Raw genomic sequence first — 23,869 nt, forward strand, 5'->3', positions numbered from 1 at the left:
GGACACTGCCATGACTTCTCTAGAATCCACGCTGCTTTCCCGCATCGTCAGCGAGCTGGCGTCTTCCCACGCCCTGATGAATTGCCTCATCAAGGAATTCGCGCTGCCGGAAAAGTGCCTGACTTATAACTGGCCGGAAGATCGGCGCGGTATAGCGCCGGCCAATTATCTGAGTTGGTTACAAGACGGCGGCGTTCCCTTGCTGATCAACTTTCCTGGAGACCGCCAGTTCTTTCTGGTCGTCGATCGACAGGATGAACTCGGCAGCCAGCGTTATCTATCCGATATCTATGTAAGACGCGGCGACCAGCCCTGGTATTGCCCGGACTTTCCCGCCTTCATCGATTATCTGCTGGAGGCCTGCGAAGAACTCGCCGGCGCCCACAATGGCGAGTTGCTGCAGCAGGTCCTGCAGAGTCAGCGCCTGACCGCGGCCATCGTCGACCACGTGCAGGTCACTCGACATCCCGCGCCGCTCAGCGACTACCTGGCCAGCGAGCAGGGCCTGTGGTTCGGCCATCCCAATCACCCGGCGCCCAAGGCGCGGCGCTGGCCGGAGCCTCTGCCGGCCGAGGCCTATGCACCGGAGTTGCACACCAGCACCCCCATGCACGTGCTGGAGGTGCCGCGCGCCGGGTTGCAGGTGGCTGGCAACGGCCTGAGCGATGCCCAGGTGTTGCAGGGCTTCGTGGACCAGGCGCAGGCCGCTCCGGAGCGGGCGCGGATCGTGCTGCACCCGGTCCAGGCGCAGCTGTTCCTGGGCGATCCGCGGGTCCAGGCGCTGGTCAGCCAGGGGCTGATCCATGACCTCGGGCCCAGCGGCGCCCTGGCCAGTCCCACCGCCTCCATGCGCACCTGGTACCGCGCGGGCCATGCCTTCTTCGTCAAGGGCTCGCTGAATGTGCGCATCACCAATTGCGTGCGCAAGAACGCCTGGTACGAACTGCAGAGCAGCCTGATCGTCGATCGCCTCATGCAACGCCTGCAGGGGCGGGTGGCGGGCCTGGACATGGTGCGTGAGCCGGGTGCCCTGAGCTGGGCACCGCCGGCGGCGAGTGCCGAGGACGAGCGCTGGTTCCGGGAGCAGACCGGCGCCATCCTGCGCGAGAATTTTTGCCTGGAGCATGGCGCCGACTGCTGCCTGCTGGCCGGCACCCTGTTCGCCCGCGACACCCGCCTGCAGCCGCTGCTGCAGGACTTCCTCAGTCGCTGCGGCGGTAGGGAACCCAGCGATCAGGCGCGGCTGGCCTGGTTCCAGGATTACCAGCGGCTGTTGCTGGGGCCGGTGCTGCGAATGTTCTTCGAGCACGGCGTGGTGCTGGAGCCGCACCTGCAGAATTGCGTCCTGGTGCATGACAATGGCCGGCCCGTCCGGCTGCTGCTGCGCGACTTCGAAGGTATCAAGCTGACCGATACCCTCGGCGCCGAGGCCCTGGACGCCCACGTCCATCCCCGGGTGCGCCAGTCGTTGCTCTACAGCCGCGACCAGGGCTGGCGGCGCATCGCCTACTGCCTGTTCGTCAATAACCTCGCCGAGGCGGTGCTGGCGCTGAGCTGGGAGCGTCCGCACCTGGCGCCGCGCCTGTGGCGGCAGGTGGAAGCCGAGTTGATCGCCATCCGCGCGGATCTGCAACGCGCCGCGCCCGAGCTGGATGCGCTGATCGCCGGCCAGCCGATTCCCTGCAAGACCAATCTCAAGGTGCGCCTCGCCGCCCAGGCCGATCGCCAGGCCGGCTACGTGCAGTTGCCTTGCCCCTGGGGCGCGGAGGTGCGTCATGGGTGAGCTACCGACCGTGGTCCGCGCCGCCCTGGTGGAAGCCCAGGCGCAGTCCAGCGATCCCCTGGCGGCCTTCGTCTACGACCTCGATGCCCTGCGGCGGCACGTCGCCGCGCTGATGGCCGAATTGCCGCCGGGCGTGGAGCTGTACTACGCCATCAAGGCCAACAGCGAGGCGCCGATCCTGGCGGCCCTGGCGCCGCTGGTGCACGGCTTCGAGATCTCCTCCGGTGGTGAGATCGATCGCCTCGCCGCCTGCCCGCAGCGCAAGCCGTTCATCTTCTCCGGTCCGGGCAAGCTGGATTCCGACCTGCGCACCGCCCTGAGCGCCGGGGTCGAAGCCATCCACCTGGAGAGCCTCGGCGAGATCCAGCGCCTGCAACGCCTGGCCCGCTCCCTGGGGCGGCTACAGCCGGTGTACATCCGCATCAACCCACAATTGCCGGCCGGGCTGACCAGTACCCTGGCCATGGCCGGTACGGCGACGCCCTTCGGCTTCGACGAGGCCGATCTGCACGCCGCGGTGGCAGCGGTGGAGGCGGCCAGTCACCTGCAGCTGCAGGGTTTCCATGTGCATGCCCTGTCGCACCAGCACTCGGTCGAGCGCCATCTGCACCTGCTGGACTTCTACCTGCAGCGTTGGCCGCACTGGTGCGGCCTGGCCCGGCGCCCGGAGAGCCTGGTGCGGCTCAACGTCGGGGGCGGCATCGGCGTTGACTATCGCGAAGGTCGGCGATTCGACTGGGCGCGGCTGTGCGCGCACCTGCGCGCCCGTCTGGCCGCCCAGGCGCAGCCGCCGCTGATCCGCTTCGAACCGGGCCGTTTCCTCGCGGCCTTCTGCGGCTACTACGCCATGGAGGTGCTGGATACCAAGACCAGTCATGGCCAGCACTTCCTGGTCTGCCGCGGCGGAACCCACCAGTTCCGCCTGCCGGTGGCCCAGGGGCACGATCACCCGGTGCTGCACCTGCCCCGCGAGGCGCGGGCGACGGCGACCGGGGGCAAGGCCTGGACGGTGGTGGGCCAGCTCTGTACCCCCAAGGACGTCCTCAGCCGCGGCCAGCCGCTGGGTGAGGTACGGGTGGGCGACCTGCTGGTGCTGCCCCTGGCCGGCGCCTATGGCTACAACATCTCCCACGCGGATTTCCTCTGCCATCCGCGCCCGCGGCAGCTGTTCCTCGACGGGAACGGGAGGGCCTCGGCGTGAGCGTGGCGATCCCGCGGGTCTGGGTGGCGGTGAACGTGCTGCTGGGCACGGTCACCGTCAGCCTGGCCAATACCGCGCTCAATCCGGCGCTGCCGGCCTTCATCGCCACCTTCGACCTGGGGCCGCTGCTGGCCAGCTGGATCGTCGCCGGCTTCATGGTGGCCATGGGCATCACCATGCCGCTGACCGGTTTCCTGGCCGGGCGCCTCGGGCGCCGGCGGCTCTATCGCCTCGGGCTGCTGGCCTTCATCGCCGGTTCGGCGCTGGGCGCCCTGGCCGATTCCATCGCCGGCGTGCTGCTGGCGCGCATGGTTCAGGGGGTGGCCAGCGGCCTGATGATTCCCCTGGCGCTGGGCATCATCTTCTCCGTCTATCCCAAGGAGGAGCGCGGGCGGGTGACCGGCTGGTGGGGTGGGGCGGTGATGCTGGCGCCGGCGGTAGGGCCCTTGTGCGGCAGCCTGCTGCTGGAGGTGTTCGACTGGCGCGCCCTGTTCCTGCTCAACGTCCCGGTGGGCCTGCTGGCCCTGGCCATGGGGCAGGTGGTGCTGCCCGCGGATGGCCCTCGCGAACACCAGCCCTTCGACCTGGCCGGCTACCTGCTGATCGCCGGTGGCCTGGGGTTGCTGCTGGTGACCCTCGGCCGGCTGCGCGAGCTGGCGGCGCTGGGCGAACCCCTCAATCTGCTGGCCCTGGCGGCCGGCTTCCTGTGCCTGCTGGCCTTTGTCCGGCTGCAACTGCGGCGCAGCCATCCGCTGCTGCCGCTGCGACTGTTCGCCCTGCGCGGCTACCGGGCCAGCGTCATCATCGCCGTGGTCCAGGCGGTGGGCATGTTCGAATGCCTGGTGCTGCTGCCGCTGCTCATCCAGCTGGTACTGGGCCACAGCGCGCTCTGGACCGGTCTGGCACTGCTCTGCACGGCGCTGGCGGCGGCGCTGTTCGGTCAGGTCGGCGGGCGCCTGCTCGACCGCCGCGGACCCCGTGGCGTGATCGCCACCGGTCTGGCGCTCAGCGGCCTGGCCACCCTGGCCCTGGGTGTGGTTGGCAGCCATGCCGGACTCGCCTGGATCTGCGCGCTGATGGTGCTGCGCGGCGTCGGCCTGGGGCTGTCCTACATGCCGGCCACCACCGCCGGCCTCAATACCCTGCCGGATGCCCAGGTCACCCAGGGCGCGGCCATGAACAACATCGCCCGGCGCCTGGTGTCCTCGGTGGCCGTGGTGGCCGCCTCCCTGTGGCTGGAACTGCGCCTGGGCGGCGCGGCCGGCTGGGGCCCGCGCCAGGCTGCCACCGGCGTCGCCATCCAGGACGCCTTCATCGCCACCGGTCTGTTCATCCTGCTGGCACTGCCCTGGGCCTGGCGCTTTCCCGCCGGCCAATCCCTTTCCGTTCGGAGGTACTCATGACCGCTCAGCTTTCACTTCCTGCGCAGCCCTGGCCGTCGCCCGCCGACGCCGCCCTCTATCGCCAGGTCGAGCAGCGCGTGGTGGCGCAATTGCTGCAGACGCTGATCTACGAAGAGGTGCTCAGCGCCCAGGTACAGCCAGTGGCGGATGGCCTGGCGCAGTATCGCCTGGCCGGTCACGCCGCCGATGGCCAACCGGTGCAGTACCTGGGCTATGCGCCCGCCGCTGCCAGCTTCGGCCTGATCCGCCTGGACCCCCAGCGCCTGGTTCGCCAGGACGCCCAGGGGAGCCGTGCGCCGACGCTGCACGAGACCCTGGCCGAATTGCTCGGCGAGCAGAGCGCCGCGCCGCTATGGCCGCGCTTCGTCCAGGAGCTGGAGCAGACCCTGCTCAAGGACCTGCAGTCGCGCCGCCAGGATTATCGTCCCGACCGCCCGGCCCACGAACTGGATGTGGACGCGCTGGAACGGCACTTCATGGATGCCCATGGCTACCACCCCTGCTACAAGTCGCGCATCGGCTTTTCCCTAGCCGAAAATCGCCGCTACGGACCGGAATTCGGCGAGCCGATCCAGCTGGTCTGGCTGGCCCTGGCGCGCGAGCGGGCCTCGGTGGGGCACTCTCGCCATCTGGATTTTCCGGCCTTCATCGCCGAGGAATTCGGTGCCCAGCGCTGGGCGGCCCTGGCCGCCGAGTGGCGCGAACAGGGGCGGGCGCTGGACGACTACCAACTGATCCCGGTGCATCCCTGGCAGTGGGAGCAGCACCTCGCCGCGCTGTTCCAGCCCGAGCTGGTGAGTGGCGAGCTGCTCTACCTGGGCACCTCTCGCGACCAGTACGCCGCCCAGCAGTCCATCCGCACCCTGGCCAACCGCAGTGCGCCCCGGCGGCCCTACGTCAAGTTGGCGATGTGCCTGACCAATACCTCCAGCACCCGCATCCTGGCGCGCCATACGGTGCTCAACGGCCCAATCATCACCGACTGGCTGCAGCGCCTGATCGAAACCGATGCCACGGCCCGCGACCTGGACTTCGTGGTGCTCGGCGAGGTCGCCGGCGTCGCCTACGACAGTCGCACGCTGCCGGTCAGTCGCGCGGGGCAGGTCTACGGCACCCTCGGCGCCGTCTGGCGCGAGAGCATCCATGCCTATCTGCGCGCGGATGAACAGGCGGTACCCTTCAATGGCCTGACCCAGGTGGAGCATCGTTATGGCCAGGGCGCGCCGCAGCCCTTCGTCGCCGCCTGGATCGAGCGCTACGGCCTGGACGCCTGGCTGCGGCAACTGCTCAGGGTCACGGTGACGCCGCTCATGCACATGCTCCACGCCGAAGGCATCGGCATGGAGTCCCACGGCCAGAACATCGTGCTGATCCACCGCGACGGCTGGCCGCTGCGCATCGCCCTCAAGGACTTCCACGACGGCGTACGCTATGCCGAGCGCCACCTGGCGCGTCCGGAGCTGCGCCCGACCCTTGCGCCCTTGCCGGCAAGCCACGCGCGGATCAACCGCAACTCCTTCATCCTCACCGAGGACGTGGACGCGGTCCGGGACTTCACCTGCGATGCCTTCTTTTTCATCGCCCTGGGCGAACTGGCGGTATTTCTGCGCCAGCACTTCGCCCTGGCCGAGGCCGACTTCTGGCAGGCGACCGCCACGGTCATCCTCGACTACCAGCGCGCCCATCCCCAGCACCGGGAGCGCTATGCGCTGTTCGACGTCTTCGCCCCCACCTTCGAGGTGGAGGAGCTGACCAAGCGGCGCCTGCTGGGCGATGGCGAGCGGCGTTTCAAGGCGGTGGCCAATCCCCTGCATCCCTACCGGCCCGCCGCATGCTGAGGCGCAATCGACTCAAGGCCGCCCTGGCGGCCGGCACGCCCAGCCACGGCCTGTTCGCCTCGTTGCCCACGCCCGCCAGCATCGAGCTGATCGCCGAAGCCGGCTACGACTTCGTGATCATCGACCTGGAGCACGTGCTGATCAATCCGGAAACCCTGGAGAACATGATCCGCACCGCCGAGAGCTACGACCTCACGCCGCTGGTGCGGGTGCCGGACGCCGAGCCCAAGCGCCTGCTGCGCCTGCTCGATGCCGGGGCCCAGGGGATCGTGCTGCCCTGCGTGGAAGACCCGGCAGTGCTGGCCGCCGCGGTGCGCGCCTGCAAATACCACCCGGAGGGCGAGCGCAGCCTCAATGCCGGGCGGCCTGGCTCCTTCGGCAAAACCAGCCTGGCCGACTACGTGACCCGCGCCAATGCGCAGATCCTGGTGGTCGCCATGATCGAGAGCGCCACCGGCGTTGCCCGGGCAGCGGAGATCGCCGCGGTGCCGGGAGTGGACCTGCTGCTCGAAGGGGCGGCGGACCTGTCGCAATCCCTCGGTCGCCCCTGGCGCATCGCCGATCCGGAGGTGCAGGAGGCCCTGCACAAGACCTGGTACTCGGCAAGACGCCAGGGCACACCCTATTGCGCCATCCCCCGGCGCCCGGAGGACCTCGATCTCTGGCGCGCCCGGGGCGTCACCACCTTTGTGCTCGGCGACGAGCGCGGCATCGCCTTCCGGGCCCTGCAGGCCCGCCTGACCGCCCATTCCTGCGGAGAATCCCCATGAACGCCCAGACCCTCGCCACCGATCTGATCCTGCAGGACCTGTTCGACTGCCTGCTGGCCGAAGACGTCTTCGCCCCGCTGGCCGTGACCCTGGCGGCCGCGGCCCCGGAACTTCCCGCCATCCTGCAGCCGGCCGCCCCGGAGGAGCGCCTCTGGGAGTGCTGCTGCGATCCCCGCGAGCAGCGCTTCATCGCCGCGCGGGTGCGTCCGGGTATCACCCAGGCCTGGGTAAAGGTGCCCGGTACGCCGATCCTGGCGCGCCAGGGCGACGCCTGGAGCACCCTCACGCCCGAGGCCTTCGTCTCCCTGGTCTTCGCCGAGGCGGCTGCCGATCCGGAGCGGGCACGGGGCATCGCCCTGCTGCGCGAGACCCTGGCCACCAGCCTGCGGCAAACCCGGCTGTCGCTGGAACGACCCCTGGTCCCGGGTCCGCTGCTGGAGGGCGACGGCCAGGCCGCCTTCCTGCAACTGGAGCGCTGGGCCGCCCTGCGGGATCGACCCTATCACCCCCTGGCCAAGGCCAAGCTGGGCCTGAACGACGCCGACTACCAGGCCTATCAGGCCGAATTCGGCCAACCCGTGCGCCTGGCCTGGGTCGCGGTGCACCGCGATCAGCTGCTGTGCGGCGAGGGGGTGGCGGCGGAGAGCCAGGGGCCGGCGGCCGCCCTGCTGACCCCAGCGGCGCTGGCCGAGTTGCAGGCCGAATTGCAGCAGCGCGGCCTGGCCGAGAGTCACCTGGCGCTGCCGGTACACCCCTGGCAACTCGCCGAGGGACTGCCGGGCCGGCTGGACGAGGCCTTCACCAGCGGCGTCTGCCAGCACCTGGACTTCGCCGGCGCACGTTGCCACGCGACCTCGTCGCTGCGCTCCATGCTCATGGAGGAGGGCGCGGGCGTGGCCCAGCTCAAGTTGCCCATGGCGGTGCATTCCCTGGGCGCCTCGCGCTACCTGCCGGCGGTGAAGATGATCAACGGCTCGCGCAGCGAGGCCCTGTTGCGCCAGGCCCGCACCCTGGACCCGGTGCTCGCGGAGAGCCTGCACCTGTGCGACGAGTCGCGCTGGTGGGCCTTCATGCCGCCGGCGGCGACCTTGTTCGACGAGGCGCCGCGGCATCTGTCAGCCATGGTGCGCGGCTATCCCGCGGCGCTGCTGGCCGATCCCGACTGCCGGCTGCTGCCCATGGCCGCGCTCGGCACGCCGTTGCCGGGCAGTCGCCGGCATTTCTTCGATGACTGGCTGGCGGCCCGGGCGCTGGCACCGACGCCGGCCAACGTCCAGCTGTTGCTGGGTGAGCTGTGCCACAGTTTCATCGATCTCAACCTGCGGCTGTTCCGCCTCGGCCTGCTCGGCGAGGTGCACGGGCAGAATGCCGTGCTGGTCTGGCGCGCCGGGCGCATCCAGGGCCTGCTGCTACGCGACCACGACTCCCTGCGCCTGTACGTGCCCTGGCTGGAGCGCCAGGGGCTGGCCGATCCGCAGTACCGGATCAAGCCCGGCCATGCCCAGACGCTCTATCACGAGCATCCGCGCGATCTGCTGTTCTGGTTCCAGACGCTGGGCATCCAGGTCAACCTCAGGGCCATCTTCGAGACCGTCGCGAACTGCTACGCTGTCCCGCTGACCGCTGCCTGGACGCTGCTGCGCGAGGTACTGGAGGAGCGCATCGCGGCCCTGGACTTCGACGCCGAGGCCCGGGCGCTGCTCCGGGAGACCTTGTTCGAGGCACCGGACTGGCCGCAGAAGTGGCTGCTGCGCCCGATGATCGAGCGGGCCGGTGGGCCCGGCAGCATGCCGTTCGGCAAGGGCAGGGTGGTCAATCCCTTTCATCAGGTGAGCCATGCCCCCTAGTGTTTCCCTCTCTATGACCCGCCGCCGCCTGCTCGGGCTCGGCGGCGTGCTCGCCACCGGCCTGGCGCTGCCGCCAGGCGTCGCCCGGGCGCAGTCCACGCGCGTAGCCACGCTGTTCCAGGGTGCCACCGACAGTGCCGTGGCCCTAGGGCTCAGGCCTTGCGGGGTGGTCGAATCCTGGAGCGAGAAACCTGTCTATCGCTACCTGCGCCCGGCGCTGGCAGGGGTGCCCTCGCTGGGTCTGGAAACCCAGCCAAGTCTGGAGGCCCTGGCGCTGCTGGCGCCCGACCTGATCGTCGCCTCGCGCTTTCGCCATGGCCGGATCGCACCCTTGCTGCAGCAGCTGTGCCCGGTGGTGATGCTGGAGGAGGTCTTCGAATTCAAGCAGACCCTGCTGGCCCTGGGCACCGCTGCGGGGCGTGAAGCGGACGCCATGGCCCTGCTGCAGGCCTGGCAGGCGCGCATCGCCCGTCTGCGCGAGGCGCTGCAACGCCATTACGGGACCCAGTGGCCGCCGACGGTGGCGGTACTGGATGTGCGCGCCGATCACCTGCGCAGCTACCTGCCCGACAGCTTCGCCGGGCGGGTACTCAGCGAACTGGGCTTCGCCTGGCCGGCGGCCAGCCAGGGCAGCGCCGCGTCCTCGATCAAGCTGACCTCCCGGGAAAGCCTCCCGGTGGTGGAGGCCGAGGTCTTCTTCGTCTTCCTGCGCGCCGACCAGGCCGCGGTGCAGCGCAACTACGCCAGTCTGCTCGAACACCCGCTCTGGCAACGCCTGAGCGCCCCCCGGCGCGGGCAGGTCTGGCGGGTCGACGGGGTGGCCTGGAGCCTGGGCGGCGGCATTCTCGCGGCGAATCGGCTGCTGGACGATATCGAGGGCGTTCTGGCCGCCCAGGGGGCCGCATGAGCGCACCCTTCAGATTGCTGCTGCTCGCCCTGGCCCTGGCGCTGACCGCCGTGCTGAGCCTCTCGGTCGGTGCGCGCTGGATCGCGCCTAGCAGCGTGGTGGCGGCGCTGGTGCAGGATCCTTCGCTGGCGCTGGATGCCACCCTGGTCAACACCACGCGCCTGACGCGGCTGCTGGTCGCTCTGGTGGTGGGTGCCAACCTGGCGGTGGCCGGTGCCCTGATGCAGGCCATGACGCGCAATCCCCTGGCTTCGCCGGGGCTGTTCGGCATCAACGCCGGGGCCACCTTCGCCCTGGTGCTGGGCATCACCCTGCTGGGGCTGTCCAGCACGGAAGGCTGGGTGCTCTGCGCGCTGCTGGGCGCTGCGGTGGCCGGCACCCTGGTCTGGATCCTGGGCAACCGGGGCCAGGCGCGCCTGACGCCGCTGCGCATCGTGCTGGCTGGCGCCGCCCTGGCGGCGCTGTTCACCGCTTTCAGCCAGGCGCTGCTGGTGATCAATCAGGAGGGCCTGGACAGCGTGCTGTTCTGGCTGGCCGGTTCGGTGGGTGAGCGCAACCTGGCCATGGCTGCGCCCCTGCTGGTGTTCAGCCTGCTGGCCCTGGCCGCCGCCATGGTCCTGGCCGGGCAGCTGGATGTACTGGTCGCCGGTGACGACCTGGCCCGTGGCCTCGGCCAGCCGATCGGACTGATCCGCTTGCTGGCCGGGGTGCTGGTGATCTGCCTGGCTGGCAGCGCCGTGGCCCTGGCCGGCAACATCGGCTTCATCGGCCTGATGGTGCCGCACCTGGTGCGCGGGCTGTTGGCCCGCGCGCGAAACGAGCATCGCTGGCTGATCCCCGGCTGCGCCCTGGGCGGGGCCCTGCTGCTGGTGCTGGCCGACAGCCTGGCGCGGGTGGTGATCCTGCCCCAGGAGGTGCCCGTGGGCATCATGACCGCCCTGTTCGGCGGGCCGTTCTTCATCCATCTCGCGCGCCGGGGAGGCCGCCATGGCCGTTGAGATCGTCTGGCGGCTCGGCCGCTTTTCCCGGCGCCTGGCCCCGGCCACCCTGGGGCGGCTGGTCGTCGCCGCGCTGGTGGCCCTGGCGGCCTTGCTGCTGTGCCTCTGCCTGGGCAAGGTCTGGTTGACGCCCACCCAGGTGCTGGCCGTCTTCGCCGACGACGCGCACGGCGGCCGGAATTTCATCGTCACCCAGTTGCGCCTGCCGCGGGCGCTGCTGGCGGCCCTGGTCGGCAGCGCCCTGGCGGTGTCCGGCCTGCTGCTGCAGGGCCAGGTTCGCAATCCCCTGGCCTCGCCGGACCTGCTCGGCATCACCAGTGGCGCCAGTGCCGGGGCGGTCTGCTATCTGGCGTTTCTGGCCGGGAGTCTCGGGCCGCATGGCCTGCCGCTGGCCGCGATGCTCGGCGCGGGCCTGGCGGCGCTGCTGGTCTATGGCCTGGCCTGGAATCACGGAGCCTCGCCGTTGCGGCTGGTGCTGGTGGGGGTAGGGGTATCGGCCATGCTCGCCGCGGCCACTACCTTCCTGCTGGTGTTCAGTCCGCTGACCACCACGCTGTCCGCCTACGTCTGGCTGACCGGCAGCGTCTATGGCGCCAGCTGGCCGGAGGTGCGCGCCCTGGGCCTCTGGTGGCTGGCCCTGTTGCTGCCACTGGCGGCTCTGGCGCGACACGCCGTGCTGGCGCAACTCGACGACGACCTGGCCCGCGGCCTCGGCGTGCGCCTGCAGCGGCAACGCGCGGCCCTGCTGGCGCTGGCCGTGGCCCTGGCCGGGGTGGCCATCGCCTGGGGGGGCGCCATCGCCTTCGTCGGCCTCATCGCGCCCCATATCGCCCGCCGCCTGCTGCCCAGTGGGTTCGCCGGTCAGGCGCTGCTGGCGGCCCTGGTGGGAGCGCTGCTGGTCATGCTCGCCGACCTCCTGGGTCGTACCCTGTTCCTGCCCCTGGATCTGCCGGCCGGCATCTTCGTCGCCGCCCTGGGGGCGCCCTTTTTCCTCTACCTGCTGATCCGGCAACGCCCCTGAAGGAGGCTTCATGGCAACCCTGGCCAGCCGCGGCCTGACCCTCGGCTACGGCACCCAGACCATCATCGAGGCCCTCGACCTCGACCTACCACCGGGTCGCGTCTCAGTCCTCATTGGCAGCAACGGCTCCGGCAAGAGCACCCTGCTCAAGGCCTGCGCCCGGCTGCTGGAACCACGCCAGGGCCAGGTGCTGCTCGACGGCCAGGACATCCACCGGCAGTCCACCGCCGCCCTGGCCCGGCGATTGGCGGTCCTGCCACAGACCCCGGTGGCGCCCGAGGGCATCAGCGTGCGGCAGCTGGTCAGCCTGGGCCGCTATCCCTACCAGAACTGGATGCGCCAATGGTCGGCGGACGATGCCGCGGCGGTGGACAGGGCGCTGCGCCTCACCGACCTGCTGGCGCTGGCGGAGCGGCCGGTGGACGACCTCTCCGGCGGTCAGCGCCAGCGCGCCTGGATCGCCCTGACCCTGGCCCAGGATACCGATTGCCTGCTGCTGGACGAACCCACCACCTACCTGGACCTGGCGCACCAGATCGAGGTGCTGGACCTGCTGCGCCAGCTGAACCGGGAGGAAGGCAAGACCATCGTCATGGTGCTGCACGACCTCAATCTCGCCTGCCGCTATGCCGATCACCTGGTCGCCGTCCACCAGCGTCGCGCTTACGCCCAGGGCGCTCCCGCGGCGGTGTTGACGCAAGCCCTGGTACGGGAGGTGTTCGCCCTGGAATGCCGGATCATCGCCGATCCCTATTTCGGCACGCCGCTGTGCATTCCCTTCGGTCGCGAGGTACCGCCATGTGCCTGAGGCTCACCTTCGACAGTGCCCAACGGGACGAGCTGCGCGCTACCTTCGGCCTGCGCGAAGCCAGCGAGCGCGATGGGCAGCACAGCCAGCCGGTCGCCGCCTGGCTGGACGCCGCGCGCTGCGCCGAGTTGCTCGACGATCTGACGGCGCGCATGCAAGCCCCCACGCGGCGGGTCGCGGCGTCGTTGCTGACCAAACGGCTGGGCTTCCTTACCACCGGGGTGGCCTTTCACGCCCTGTCGGCCTATGACCGGCGCCTGGACCTGACGCCTGGCAATGTCTGGATCGAGGATGGCCACGCCCAGGGGCGCTGGCGATCGGCCCTGCCGTTGAGCGATACCCGGCCACTGCCTGCCGTGGAAGATCATGCCACTGCCCGGGCGTTGCTGGCCCGCACCCTGTTCGGCGAGTTGCTGCGGCCGCTCTGGGAGACCCTGGCGCAGGTTGGCCGCGTCTCGCCGCGCATCCTCTGGGAGAACGCGGCGGTGCGGCTCTATTCGCTGTACGACCGGCGCCTTGCCGAATTGGCCGATCCGGCCATTCGTGCCCGCTGCGCCGAGGACTTCGCCTGGCTGCTGGCGGCCACGCCGGCGGAGCTGGGACTGGAGACCAATCCGCTGGCGCAATTCCGCCGGCCTGCAACGGCCAGTACCGTGGGACGTCCCGTCCGCTTCCGGCGCACCTGCTGCTTCTACTACCAGGCCACGGCACCTGCCGAATACTGCTCCAACTGTCCGCTGATCCGCCCCCGGGAGGCCGTATGCCCAGCCACCTGAACGAGCTGCCGGCCGCGCTGATCGCCGGCTACGCCGAGATTTCCGCCTCGACCCTGGGTCATCTCGGACGTACGGGTTACCTGCCCGAGCTCAAGCCGGCGGTAGCCGGCGCGCGCCTGCTGGGCCGGGTGGTGACGGCGCGCATTCCCTTGCCCCACGGCGCCCTGTTGCGCGAGGCGCTGATCGCCAGTCGCCCGGGCGACGTCCTGGTGATCGAGGCCGTCGGCGATCCCCACTGCGCCTGCTGGGGCGAATTGCGCACCCTGGCGGCCCTGGTCAAGGGCCTGGCCGGCGTGGTGGTGAGCGGCGCCATCACCGACATCCAGGCGCTTCGCCAACTCGGTCTGCCGGTCTTCCATCGCGGCATCAGCGCCGTCACCACCCAAGGCGGCGAGGCGCTGGGCGAATTGGACGTCGAACTCCAGCTCGGCGAGACGCTCGTCTGCCCCGGTGACCTCGCCCTGGGAGACGACGACGGCCTGTTCATCCTGTCGCCCGCGCGGGCCACAGCCTTGCTGCCACTGGCCCAGGCCAAGGAAGCCGCGGACCAGGCGCGGCGTGTGCAACTGCTGCAGCGGCTCACCGAAGGGCGCTAAGGCTACTATTCAGGCTTGGTGCCGATCTGCTCCCGCAGGAGTTGCAAATAACGCCGCGCGCCCAAGCCCTGGGGGCGGTTCTTGATCCAGATGACGTCGATCCAGCGACGGATCTGGCTGGCCATGTTGTCGAATTGCACCTGTTCGAGCAGCCCGGCGGCGATCAGTGGGCGCACCAGTGGGTGAGGCAGATAGGCCCAGCCCAGCCCGGCCTGCACCAGGTCCAGCGTCGCCAGATAGCTGTCGGTGAGCCAGACCCGCTGCGACAGCACGATCTGCGGGTCCGAGGCGTTGCGGTCGCCGCCGGCCACCACGATCTGACGGGTATCGGCCATCAGCGTTTCGCCCAGAGGTCGACCGGTGCGGGTCGAGGGGTAGCCGGGCGCCGCCACCGCCGTGAGCAACTGGCTGCCGGCCTCGGCGAAACCTTCCTGCTCGTTGATCCCCGGTCGTTCGAAGATCAGCGCCAGGTCGACGCTGCCATCGTGCAGCAGGCGGATCGCCTCGGCGCGTGCCGCCGAGCGGATCTCGATTTCCAGCGCCGGAAATTCCTCGGCCAGGGTCACCAGCGGCCGACTCCAGGCACCGGTCTGCAACTCCGGCGCCATCACCAGCACGAAGCGCCGCTCCAGCCCGGCGTGCAATTGCAGGGCATGGGCGTCGAGCAGGTTGAGCTGGCTGGCCACCTGCCGCGCCTGGGGTTCGAGGGCGCGCGCGGCGGGGGTAGGCAAGGCCTTGCGGGTGGCGCGATCGAACAGCACCAGGTCCAGCTCGGCCTCCAGCTGGGAAATCGCCATGTTCACCGCTGACGGCACCCGCCCCAGGACGCGGGCCGCCGCGGAAAAGGAGCCCTCGTCGATCACGGCGAGGAATACCCGAAGCGTTTCGCTGGTAAAGGCCATGGTTGTCAATTTCGCTGATAACGATCGTCTTTTTGTATCAGCCAGACAGGCTTAGAGTCCAGTCAGACCACAACGGAGACAGCGACATGAGCGAGTCGATGGCGGGCCAGGTGGCCCTGATCAGCGGTGCTGGCAGCGAAGCCGGCATCGGCATGGCGATAGCCCGCCGCCTGGGCGCGGCGGGGGCACGGTTGCTCGTCACCGCCAGCAGCACCCGGATCGCGGAGCGGGTGGCGGAATTGCGCGCCGCCGGCTTTACCGCTGAAGGTCAGGCCCTGGATCTCACCGAGGAGGCCGCCGTTGGCGACTTCTGCCAGTGGGCCGAGGCGCGTTGGGGCCGCATCGACATCCTGGTCAACAACGCCGGCATGACCATGCAGGGCAGTCCCGAGCCCCTGGTGGAGGTGGCGCGGATGACCCTGGCCGACTGGAATCTGACCCTGGCGCGCAACCTGACCACGGCCTTCCTGCTGACTCGCGCCGTATTGCCCGGCATGCAGGCGCGCGGCTATGGCCGCATCGTCCACGTCAGTTCCGCCACCGGCACCCGGGCGGGCATTCCGCAGGCAGCGGCCTACAGCGCGGCCAAGGCGGCCATGGTCGGCATGAACATGAGTCTGGCGCTGGAGGTGGCCGGGCAGGGCATCACGGTCAACGCCGTGGCCCCTGGCTGGATCGAAACCGCCTCCAGCCTGCCGGAAGAATTGCAGGCGGCGACGCGGGTCCCCGTGGGTCGCGCCGGCCGCCCCGCCGAGGTCGCGGCGGCGGTGGCCTTCCTGGCCTCGCCCGAGGCGAGCTACATCACCGGGGAATACCTGGTGGTGGACGGCGGCAACAGCCGCATCGAAAACAAGGGGGCCTGACATGCAGCCGGTCGTACTGGTCAGTGGGGTTCTGGGTGGCATCGGGGGGGCGGTGCGCGAGCATTTCCTGCAGGCGGGCTGGCAGGTCTTCGGCACCGATCTCGACGGCGCAGCCCTGGCGGCGCTCCAGGCCGACGGCCACCTTGCCGGCCAGCACGCTGCTGACCTGCGCCAGGCCCGCGCGAGCCGGGAGGTGGTCGCCAGCGTCCTGGACCGCCTCGGTCGCCTCGACGCCCTGGTCAACTGCGCCGGCGTCTGGCGCGAAGGCCCGGCCGAGACCTTCAGCGAGGAAGACTTCGACCTGGTGCTGGACGTCAATCTCAAGGCCAGCTTCTTTCTCAGCGCCGCGGCCATTCCCGCGCTGCGCGACACCCGCGGCGCCATCGTCAACCTGAGCAGCGATGCCGGCCGCCAGGGCAATCGCAACGCCGCCGTCTACTGCGCCAGCAAGGGCGCGGTGACCCTGATGACCAAGGCCCTGGCACTGGACCTGGCGCCCAGCGGGGTGCGCTGCAACAGCATCTCCCCCGGCGATGTGGCGACGCCCATGCTGAACTTTCAGGCAGAGCGCTACGGCAATGGCAATCCCGCCGCCTATCTGCAGGAATTGCTGGAGAAGTATCCGCAAGGCGAGCAGGCGCGCTTCATCCAGCCCGAGGAAGTCGCCGAACTGGCCTTTTTCCTGTGCCAACCCGCCGCCCGCTCCATCACCGGCGCCGACCTGGCCATCGATTGCGGCGTCTCGGCCGGGCACTGAGCCCGGGCCGAGCCGCCCTCAACCCCAAGAGGAGTCCGACATGACCACCAGTGGTATCAGCGAAGCCGCCGTCCAGACCTTTGTCGCGGCCGAACGCGAGCGCTTCCTGGCGCGAAATCCCAAATCCCTCGCCCTGGCCGAGCGGGCCCGGCACTCGCTGTTCGGCGGCGTGCCCATGCACTGGATGAACGACTGGTCGATGCCCAGTGCGCTGTTCGTCAGCCATGCCCAGGGCTCGCGCTTCCACGATGTAGACGGCCACGAGTACATCGACTTCTGCCTGGGCGATACCGGCAGCATGTTCGGCCATTCGCCGACGCCCATCGCCCGGGCCCTGGCAGAGCAGGGCGCGCGCGGGCTCACCACCATGCTGCCCGGCGAGGATGCCGTGGTCGCCGGGGAATTGCTCGCCGAGCGCTTCGGCCTGCCGTTCTGGCAGGTAGCGACCACCGCCACCGACGCCAATCGCTATGTCATCCGCTGGGCGCGCGCCATCACCAATCGCAAGGTGCTGCTGGTGTTCGACGGCTGCTATCACGGCACCGTCGACGACGTCATGGTGCGCCATCAGGACGGTCGCACCGTGCACCGCGGCGGCCTGATCGGCCAGGCGCACAACCTGGCCGAGACCAGCCGGGCCGTGCCCTTCAACGACCTCACGGCGCTGGAGGAGGCGCTGGCGAAGGGCGACGTCGCCGCGCTGATCTGCGAACCGGCCATGACCAACATCGGCATGGTACTGCCCGCCCCGGGCTTCATGGACCAGGTCCGCGCCCTGACCCGGCAATACGGCACCCTGCTGATCATCGACGAGACCCATACCCTGTCCACCGGCCCCGGCGGCTGTACCCGCGCCTGGAATCTGCAGCCGGACTTCATCACCTTTGGCAAACCCATCGCCGGGGGCGTCCCCTGTTCGGCCTATGGCTGCAGCCACGAGATGGCCCAGGCCATGCGCCTGGCGCAGCAGCACGCCAGCGAGACCAGCCACGGCCATGGGCACAGCGGCATGGGCACCACGCTGTCGGCCAATGCCCTGGCCATGCGCTGCCTGAGAGTCAACCTGGAGGAAGTGGCGACGCCGGCCGCCTACGAACGGATGCTGCCGATGGCAGCGCGACTGGCCGCCGGTCTGCGCGCGGTGATCGCCCACCATGGCCTGGCCTGGTCGGTGACGGAGCTGGGCGCCCGCTGCGAATTCCAGTTCTGCGCCACGCCGCCCACCACCGGCGCCGAGGCGGAAGCCGCCTTCCATGACAGCCTGCAGCAGGCGTTGCACCTCTATCTGATCAACCGGGGCATCCTCATCACCCCCTTCCACAACATGACCCTGTGCTGCCCGGACCTCGCTGCGGCAGACGTCGATCTACTGCTCGCCACCCTCGACCAGGGCCTCGCCGAACTCCTGGCGCTGCCCGGCGCCCGGGAGTGTCAGCCATGAACGTCGCCGACGCTCAGGAAGCCCGCGACTTCCTCGCCGCCCACCCCGAGGTGCGCAGCATCGAACTCATGCTGATCGATGCCAATGGCGTGCCCCGCGGCAAGCTGCTGCACCGGGACGAACTGCTGGCCATCTATGAGGAGGGCCGGCCGCTACCCAGCTCCATCCTGGCGCTGACCTTGCAGGGGGAGGACGTCGAAGCCACCGGTCTGGTCTGGGAGGTCGCCGACGTCGACTGCTGGACCTATCCACTGCCCGGCAGTCTGACCCTGCAACCCTGGCGCAGCACCCCGACCGGTCAGGTGCAGGTGAGCATGCACCCGACCCAGGGGCTGCCGGCCACGCCCGCCGATCCCCGGCACGCCCTGGTACGGGTGATCGAACGGCTGCAGGCCGACGGCTTCCAGCCGGTGATGGCGGTGGAGCTGGAGTTCTATCTGCTCGACCGCACCCGCGACGCCCAGGGCCGGCCGCAACCGGCGCTGCAGATGAATGGCGTGCGACCCGGCTCGCCGCAGGTCTACGGGGTCTACGAACTGGAGCAGCTGCAGCCGTTTCTCGATGACCTCTACGCCGCCTGCGAGGTGCAGGGCCTGCCGGTGCGCACGGCCATCTCCGAATACGCCCCCGGCCAGCTCGAACTGACCCTGCTGCACCGCTTCGACGCCCTCCAGGCCATCGACGAAGGCATTCGCTACAAGCGCCTGGTCAAGGGCGTGGCCAACCGCCACGGCCTGCAGGCCTGCTTCATGGCCAAGCCGTTCGGCGACCAGGCGGGCAGTGGCCTGCACCTGCACGTCAGCCTGGCCGATGCCGAGGGCAACAACCTCTATGCCAGCGAGGACCCGCAGGGCACGCCGCTGCTGCGCCATTCCATCGGCGGCATGCAGCACCGGATGCTGGACGCCCTGGCGATCTTCTGTCCCAACGCCAACTCCTACCGCCGTTTCCAGGCCAACAGCTATGCGCCGCTGGCCAAGAGCTGGGGAGTCAACAACCGCAGCGTATCCCTGCGCGTACCTGGAGGTCCGGCCAGCAGTCGCCACATCGAGCACCGCATCTGCGGCGCCGATGCCAATCCCTATCTGGCCGCCGCGGCCATCCTCGCTGCCATCCACGAAGGCATCCGTGACCGACGCGACCCGGGGCCGGCCATCGTCGGCAATGGCTACGAGCAGGCCACCGACTTCCTGCCCACCGACTGGCTCACCGCGCTGCAGGCGCTGGAGCGCTCCAGCTGGATCCGGGAGGCGCTGGGTGAGCGTTTCATCGAGGTCTATCTGGCGATCAAGCGCGCGGAGTACCGGCAATTCATGGCCGAGGTGGGGGAACAGGACTGGCGCTGGTATCTGACCCACGCCTGATGGGTCGGTGTCAGATCAGTCCGACTCGCCCGGCACGGCGGTGAGGCGATTCACGCTGATGATGCCGCCATTCCAGATCATCTCAACCGGCGCCGCCTGGACCACGGCAGTGACCAGGCGCGGGGTTAGCAGCGCCCAGCAATGGCTGCCGGGGCGGCGTACCGAGCGATAGCGCAGACCTGGGCAGCCGACGCGTTTGGCGGCGGCGCCCAGACTGCGCGCCGCGCTGTAGTCCAAGGGATCATGGATAGGATCTGCTGCTTTTAGCACCGGGGCGTCGCGTACCCCCTTCTCGGAGAAGCTCACCGAAAGATTACGGAAGACGAAACGCTCGTACTTCAGTGCCGGCACCTTCGACCAGTAGGCCTGCTGATGATGGTGGACTTCGGCAAGGGCGGTATCGGGATGGTCGGCCAGATAGAGAACGCCGAAGGTGCCATCGCTGAAGCGCGAACCCTCTGGATTGACATGAGTGAAGGGCGCTGTCGCATAGGAGCAACCCGAGATGCCGAAGGGAATCTGTTCGCGGGGAATCAGCTCCAGACGCCCCAGTTCGTTTTGTAGGCGCGGGTTGGTCAACACCTGTAACTGATGGAGCACGGCGAAATCTTCGGCATTGGCAACATCGTCGAACAGGTGGATGGGCGGGAATTTGGAGTTGACCAGGCGATGCCCTTGTAGACGCTCATCGGCCAGCAGGGGCAGGTCCTCCAGCTTCACCATCCGGCACCGCGCAGGACGTCGATACGCCGGAAGGTTTCATAGAGGGAGATCATGTCGCCTTGGGCCATGATCTCCAGCGGCGAACGGCCATTGAAGAATTCATTGTGATTGGCCATGGCGACGAAGCCATAGACGTTTTCCGGGTTGTCGAAAACCAGGCGCAACGCGGAATGCATGTTCAGCACCAGGCTGACACGCTGCAGTTGATCGGCATCCAGGCTCACCGCCCATTCGCTGTCCCGCTGCGACGCTCGGGTATAGGTGCTGCGTGAGATGCGCAGGATCCGGCAACTCTGCTCGCTGGAAGCTTGCCATCTTTCCAGGATATTGAGCGCTGCCCTTAGACCAATTGTGCTCTGGCTTTTCGAAAATTGCTCAACGATGGCAACCTGGGACATAGTATTCTCCAATCTGTAGAGGCAAATATAATGAATTTGCATCTACAGAGATAGAGGCTTTACCGCTCCCTCGCTAGGGCGGCTAGATGGGCGTCCTAGCGAGGGAGCGCCAGGCTGGCCTGCCAGCGCCGATCCCGGGTCGAGGGCCGGCGGTGCAGCCGCTCGTCCAGCAGCGCCGCGGCCTTGGCCTGTTCACCCCCGCGCAGCAGAGCGACCAGCAGGGTGTCTTCGATGACCTCGCGCTGGGCGCCGCTGCCGCCGATGCGGAGGACGTCAGCGCGCAATGGTTCCAGTAGGCGGGCACAACCCAGGTAATCGGCTTCGGCGAAGGCCAGGAGCGCACGGCAGAGCAGCGGTACGACCGGCCCGGCGGGCAGGACGCCGTCGCGCAGACGACTTTCCAGGCCGGCAACGCGGGCTTCCACCGCCAGACGATCCCCGGTCGCCGCGGCGATCAGTGCCATATGGACATCGGCAAAGGGCAGCCCCGGTTGCTTGAACAGTCCGTCCGCGCTGGCGGCGGTGGCCTGCCAGAGGTCGGCGGGCACCTCATGGCCATAGAGGCCCAGGCGCCAGAGAAAGGAGGCGTTGTCGCTGACTCGATTGAGCGGGCCGGCGGTGGACGCGGCCGGCGCCACGAAGCGCTGATAGAGGGCCAGCGCGCCCTGGCTGTCACCCTGTTCCAGGGCCACCAGGGCGCCGTGCCAGGCGATATGGCCATGCAGGGTACCGTGAAGGGGGTACTCGGGCAGCCAGCCGGCGATCAGGGCCTGAGCGGACTGGCTGGCGCCGGATTCGTGCAGGACATGGGTCAGGGCATGGGCCGCATTGACGTTGTGGCGGCGCAGCTCGAGCGCCCGCTCGGCAAGCGCCCGACCGCGGACCACGTCGCCGTTCTCGCCGTGGGACCAGCCGCGGTAGGTCAGGAACCACCAGTCATCCGCGGCGAAATGGCGGGCATGGCGTTCGCAGAGTTCGACCCGCGCCTGGTCATGATCCGCCCGCCCGGAAAATGCCAGCAAGCCGAAGGCCCCCAGCGGCAGGCCGAGGATCAGGATGTCGCGCGGCCAGCGCTCGGCGTGTTCCAGCGCGCCCTCCAGGGCCTGGGCGGCTTCCCCGGCGATCAGCCGCCGCACGACCTCGACATGGCTGCGCTCGCGCTCCGTGCCATGTCGCTCCACCAGCCGCTGCGCCTGGGCGATGGTCTCCCGGGCAGCGCCGGCCTGGTTGTCGATCAGCTGCAGCCGTGCCCGCGCTGCATGGGCCAGGGCGAAGCCAGGATCGGCCGCGATGGCCTCGTCCAACGCTTCCGCCGCACCGGGCCAGAGCGACAGCAAGAGATCTATGCCGGCCTGATAGCGCTCGGCGGCGCGGGTGGAAGCGGTGGACAGGGGAAGGTCGTAGCGGTCGGTGCAGGAGAGAGGCATGAGGGTGTTTCGATCTTCAAGCAAGGAGGCGCCACTGCCCAGCAACGGTCAGCGGCTTCGAACACCCTTGATAGCAGGCGGCCACGGGTACGGCTAGCGCCCGCAGCTCATGGCGGCTTGAAAGAAGCTCATGAACAGCAGACGGGTGCTTGCGTCCACCGCTTGCACAGCGGCGGTTAGAAGCGGCGCTGCGCATCCTGGCTGATACGGTGGCTTCGCCGCCTAGCTCGTTTCCCGACCTAAACGGCGCTGCGACTCGCCAACCACGCCCGCCACCCACCATGCGCCGTGATGTCCTCAGCCTCCGCCAGGCCATAGGGCTCGCAGATGAAGCCGGTTTCCCAGCTGCCATCGGCCAGTTCCACCTTGCCCAGGCCGAGCGGGGCGGGGATGCCGGTGAGAAAGCTACCCAGTTCGCTGCTGGGCAGCTCCCAGACCTCCACCTCGATGGCGGCGCCGTCTTCGGCGACCCGGACCATGCCCGGACGTAGCGGCGGGCCGCCGGCCAGGGCGTGGAGGCGATAGTGCGGCGCGCTCCGGGTCAGGGCCAGGCGGCGGGCACCGCGGGCGAGCAACTGGCCATTGAGGGGCAGCCCCTGCAGATGGGCACCGCAGACCACCAGCCGGGCACGGTCATGGTGGGCGGGACGCGCCGGCAGGCTGGCGTGCGGCAGGGCGCCGCCGACCAGCGCCAGGCCTTGGGCTTCCTGCAGGGCCGCGGCCAGGCTCAGCAGGTACTGGTCGGTGAAGACCCGGCCGAACAGCGTCACGCCCCAGGGCAGGCCGTTGGCCATGACGCCGGCCGGCACGGCCACGGCGGCGTAGTCCAGCAGGTTCATGAAGTTGGTGTAGTAACCCAGATCGGCGTTGCGGGTGACCGGTTCGGCGGCCAGTTCCGCCAGGGTCACCGGGCGCGGATAGGTGGGGGTAAGGACGCAATCCAGTTCGGCGAGCAGGGTGTCGCACCGGGCTTTCAGCGCCTGCAGGCGGTAGCCGGCGCGAAAGGCGTCCACCGCCGTGGTGTCGGGCGCCTTTTCCAGCACGGCGCGGATCACTGGCAGTACGGCGTCCGGTTCGGCCTCGATCAGGGCGCCGGCCACGCTATAGCGCTCGGCGACCCAGGGGCCTTCATAGAGCAGGCGCGCGGCTTCCAGGAAGGGCGCAAGGTCCAGCGGCACGGCTTCGCCCCCCAGGGCCTCCAGCTGGGCCTTGGCCGCCGCGAACAGCGCCGGGCTTTCCGGGCAGCCGAGGAATTCCAGCTGGGTCGGGACGCCGAAGCGGAAGGGCCGCGGGCGGCCGAAGGCGCTGGCGTCGTTCCACTGTGGATTGGCGCGGCTGTAGGGATCGCGCGGATCGAGGCGGGCGGTGAGCGCCAGCAGCGTGCTGGCTTCGGCGGCGGTGGCGGTAAAGAAGGTCACGCAGTCCAGGGTCTGGCAGGCAGGGACCACGCCGGCGGTGGACAGCAGTCCCTTGCTGCCCTTGAGGCCCACCAGGTTGTTCAGCCCCGCGGGCACGCGCCCGGAACCGGCGGTATCGGTGCCCAGGGCGAAGCTGGCGACACCCAGGGACACGGCCAGCGCCGAACCGGCACTGGAGCCGCCGGAAGGATAGTCCGGATGGACACTGTTGCGACAGGCGCCGTAGGGCGAACGGGTGCCGTTGAGGCCGGTGGCGAACTGGTCGAGATTGCACTTGCCCAGCGGCACGGCGCCCAGGGCGACCAGCTGTTCCACCAGGGTCGCCGAGCGTTCGGGCACATAGGCATAGGCCGGGCAGGCCGCCGTGGTGGGGATGCCGGCGAGGTCGATGTTGTCCTTGATGGCGAAGGGGATGCCATAGAGCGGCAGCTCGGCGGGATCGCGATCGTCCAGGGCGGCGAGATAGGGCTCCAGCTCGGCTGGGGTCAGCAGGTGGATGAACAGGTGGTACTCGGGGTTGAGGGCCGCGGCCTGTTCCCGCAATTCAACGATGAGCGTGCGTGGGGTCCGGGTCCCGGCGGCATAGGCGGCGCTCAGGGTGTCGAGGCGCAGATCGAATGTCATGGTG

The 23,869-nt window shown here is 69.3% G+C and carries 21 protein-coding genes; 16 read left to right on the forward strand and 5 right to left on the reverse strand.

What is annotated here, in order from left to right; all coding sequences use genetic code 11:
* The first annotated feature begins 10 nt into the window (after positions 1-10).
* Genes OMP44_RS08485 through OMP44_RS08540 form a run of 12 tightly spaced genes read left to right on the forward strand, consistent with a single transcriptional unit; the run spans position 11 to position 13,948 of the window.
* A complete protein-coding gene (locus OMP44_RS08485; RefSeq protein WP_280307349.1) occupies positions 11-1,783 on the forward strand; it encodes an IucA/IucC family protein in 1,773 nt (590 codons plus the stop codon).
* Positions 1,776-2,984 carry a type III PLP-dependent enzyme gene (locus OMP44_RS08490; protein ID WP_280307351.1) on the forward strand — a complete coding sequence of 403 codons (1,209 nt, stop codon included), beginning with the start codon at positions 1,776-1,778 and terminating at the stop codon, positions 2,982-2,984. The genes OMP44_RS08485 and OMP44_RS08490 overlap by 8 nt, the downstream gene beginning before the upstream one ends.
* Positions 2,981-4,387, forward strand: coding sequence for a DHA2 family efflux MFS transporter permease subunit (locus OMP44_RS08495; RefSeq protein WP_187979249.1), 1,407 nt, complete (start codon positions 2,981-2,983; stop codon positions 4,385-4,387). Before OMP44_RS08490 ends, OMP44_RS08495 begins: the two co-directional genes overlap by 4 nt.
* A complete protein-coding gene (locus OMP44_RS08500; protein ID WP_187979250.1) occupies positions 4,384-6,225 on the forward strand; it encodes an IucA/IucC family protein in 1,842 nt (613 codons plus the stop codon). The genes OMP44_RS08495 and OMP44_RS08500 overlap by 4 nt, the downstream gene beginning before the upstream one ends.
* Positions 6,219-6,995 (forward strand): HpcH/HpaI aldolase family protein, encoded by a 777-nt coding sequence (locus OMP44_RS08505; RefSeq protein WP_187979251.1) that lies wholly within the window; start codon positions 6,219-6,221, stop codon positions 6,993-6,995. The genes OMP44_RS08500 and OMP44_RS08505 overlap by 7 nt, the downstream gene beginning before the upstream one ends.
* Positions 6,992-8,842, forward strand: coding sequence for an IucA/IucC family protein (locus OMP44_RS08510; RefSeq protein ID WP_280307354.1), 1,851 nt, complete (start codon positions 6,992-6,994; stop codon positions 8,840-8,842). The genes OMP44_RS08505 and OMP44_RS08510 overlap by 4 nt, the downstream gene beginning before the upstream one ends.
* Positions 8,832-9,749, forward strand: coding sequence for an ABC transporter substrate-binding protein (locus OMP44_RS08515; protein ID WP_280307356.1), 918 nt, complete (start codon positions 8,832-8,834; stop codon positions 9,747-9,749). The genes OMP44_RS08510 and OMP44_RS08515 overlap by 11 nt, the downstream gene beginning before the upstream one ends.
* Positions 9,746-10,747 carry a FecCD family ABC transporter permease gene (locus OMP44_RS08520; RefSeq protein ID WP_187979252.1) on the forward strand — a complete coding sequence of 334 codons (1,002 nt, stop codon included), beginning with the start codon at positions 9,746-9,748 and terminating at the stop codon, positions 10,745-10,747. The genes OMP44_RS08515 and OMP44_RS08520 overlap by 4 nt, the downstream gene beginning before the upstream one ends.
* Positions 10,737-11,768 carry a FecCD family ABC transporter permease gene (locus tag OMP44_RS08525; RefSeq protein ID WP_273861567.1) on the forward strand — a complete coding sequence of 344 codons (1,032 nt, stop codon included), beginning with the start codon at positions 10,737-10,739 and terminating at the stop codon, positions 11,766-11,768. Before OMP44_RS08520 ends, OMP44_RS08525 begins: the two co-directional genes overlap by 11 nt.
* Before the next feature lie 10 nt (positions 11,769-11,778).
* The gene (locus OMP44_RS08530) at positions 11,779-12,576 is read left to right on the forward strand and encodes an ABC transporter ATP-binding protein (protein ID WP_280307358.1); all 798 of its coding nucleotides are present in this window, start codon (positions 11,779-11,781) and stop codon (positions 12,574-12,576) included.
* Entirely contained in the window at positions 12,567-13,352 is a 786-nt protein-coding gene (locus OMP44_RS08535) for an IucA/IucC family C-terminal-domain containing protein (RefSeq protein WP_280307359.1), read from the forward strand. Before OMP44_RS08530 ends, OMP44_RS08535 begins: the two co-directional genes overlap by 10 nt.
* Positions 13,337-13,948, forward strand: coding sequence for an RraA family protein (locus tag OMP44_RS08540; RefSeq protein WP_187979255.1), 612 nt, complete (start codon positions 13,337-13,339; stop codon positions 13,946-13,948). Before OMP44_RS08535 ends, OMP44_RS08540 begins: the two co-directional genes overlap by 16 nt.
* A 5-nt stretch (positions 13,949-13,953) precedes the next feature.
* Here the strand turns inward: OMP44_RS08540 and OMP44_RS08545 are convergent, their stop codons facing one another.
* The gene (locus OMP44_RS08545) at positions 13,954-14,850 is read right to left on the reverse strand and encodes a LysR family transcriptional regulator (protein WP_187979256.1); all 897 of its coding nucleotides are present in this window, start codon (positions 14,848-14,850) and stop codon (positions 13,954-13,956) included.
* Between the two features lie 86 nt (positions 14,851-14,936).
* Here OMP44_RS08545 and OMP44_RS08550 point away from each other — a divergent pair, with 86 nt between their 5' ends.
* From OMP44_RS08550 to OMP44_RS08565, 4 genes are read left to right on the forward strand one after another with little or no spacing between them, the layout of a single operon-like run.
* A complete protein-coding gene (locus tag OMP44_RS08550; RefSeq protein ID WP_280307362.1) occupies positions 14,937-15,713 on the forward strand; it encodes an SDR family NAD(P)-dependent oxidoreductase in 777 nt (258 codons plus the stop codon).
* Between the two features lies 1 nt (position 15,714).
* A complete protein-coding gene (locus tag OMP44_RS08555) occupies positions 15,715-16,470 on the forward strand; it encodes an SDR family NAD(P)-dependent oxidoreductase (protein ID WP_280307363.1) in 756 nt (251 codons plus the stop codon).
* Positions 16,471-16,510: 40 nt separating this feature from the next.
* Complete coding sequence (locus OMP44_RS08560; RefSeq protein ID WP_280307364.1) at positions 16,511-17,911, forward strand: aspartate aminotransferase family protein; 1,401 nt, start codon at positions 16,511-16,513, stop codon at positions 17,909-17,911.
* The gene (locus OMP44_RS08565) at positions 17,908-19,275 is read left to right on the forward strand and encodes a glutamine synthetase family protein (RefSeq protein WP_280307366.1); all 1,368 of its coding nucleotides are present in this window, start codon (positions 17,908-17,910) and stop codon (positions 19,273-19,275) included. Before OMP44_RS08560 ends, OMP44_RS08565 begins: the two co-directional genes overlap by 4 nt.
* A 15-nt stretch (positions 19,276-19,290) precedes the next feature.
* On the opposite strand, the gene OMP44_RS08570 is transcribed toward OMP44_RS08565, so the two are convergent.
* The 4 genes from OMP44_RS08570 to atzF form a co-directional block, all read right to left on the reverse strand.
* Entirely contained in the window at positions 19,291-19,998 is a 708-nt protein-coding gene (locus tag OMP44_RS08570) for an RES family NAD+ phosphorylase (protein WP_280307367.1), read from the reverse strand.
* Positions 19,992-20,396, reverse strand: a complete 405-nt coding sequence (locus OMP44_RS08575) for an antitoxin Xre-like helix-turn-helix domain-containing protein (protein ID WP_187979262.1) — start codon at positions 20,394-20,396, stop codon at positions 19,992-19,994. The genes OMP44_RS08570 and OMP44_RS08575 overlap by 7 nt, the downstream gene beginning before the upstream one ends.
* Before the next feature lie 95 nt (positions 20,397-20,491).
* Positions 20,492-21,823 carry a tetratricopeptide repeat protein gene (locus OMP44_RS08580; RefSeq protein ID WP_280307369.1) on the reverse strand — a complete coding sequence of 444 codons (1,332 nt, stop codon included), beginning with the start codon at positions 21,821-21,823 and terminating at the stop codon, positions 20,492-20,494.
* 239 nt (positions 21,824-22,062) lie between these two features.
* Positions 22,063-23,865, reverse strand: coding sequence for an allophanate hydrolase (gene atzF, locus OMP44_RS08585; RefSeq protein WP_187979263.1), 1,803 nt, complete (start codon positions 23,863-23,865; stop codon positions 22,063-22,065).
* Positions 23,866-23,869 lie beyond the last annotated feature (4 nt).

The organism is Pseudomonas flavocrustae (assembly GCF_029872515.1).
GTDB lineage: Bacteria > Pseudomonadota > Gammaproteobacteria > Pseudomonadales > Pseudomonadaceae > Chryseomonas > Chryseomonas aestiva.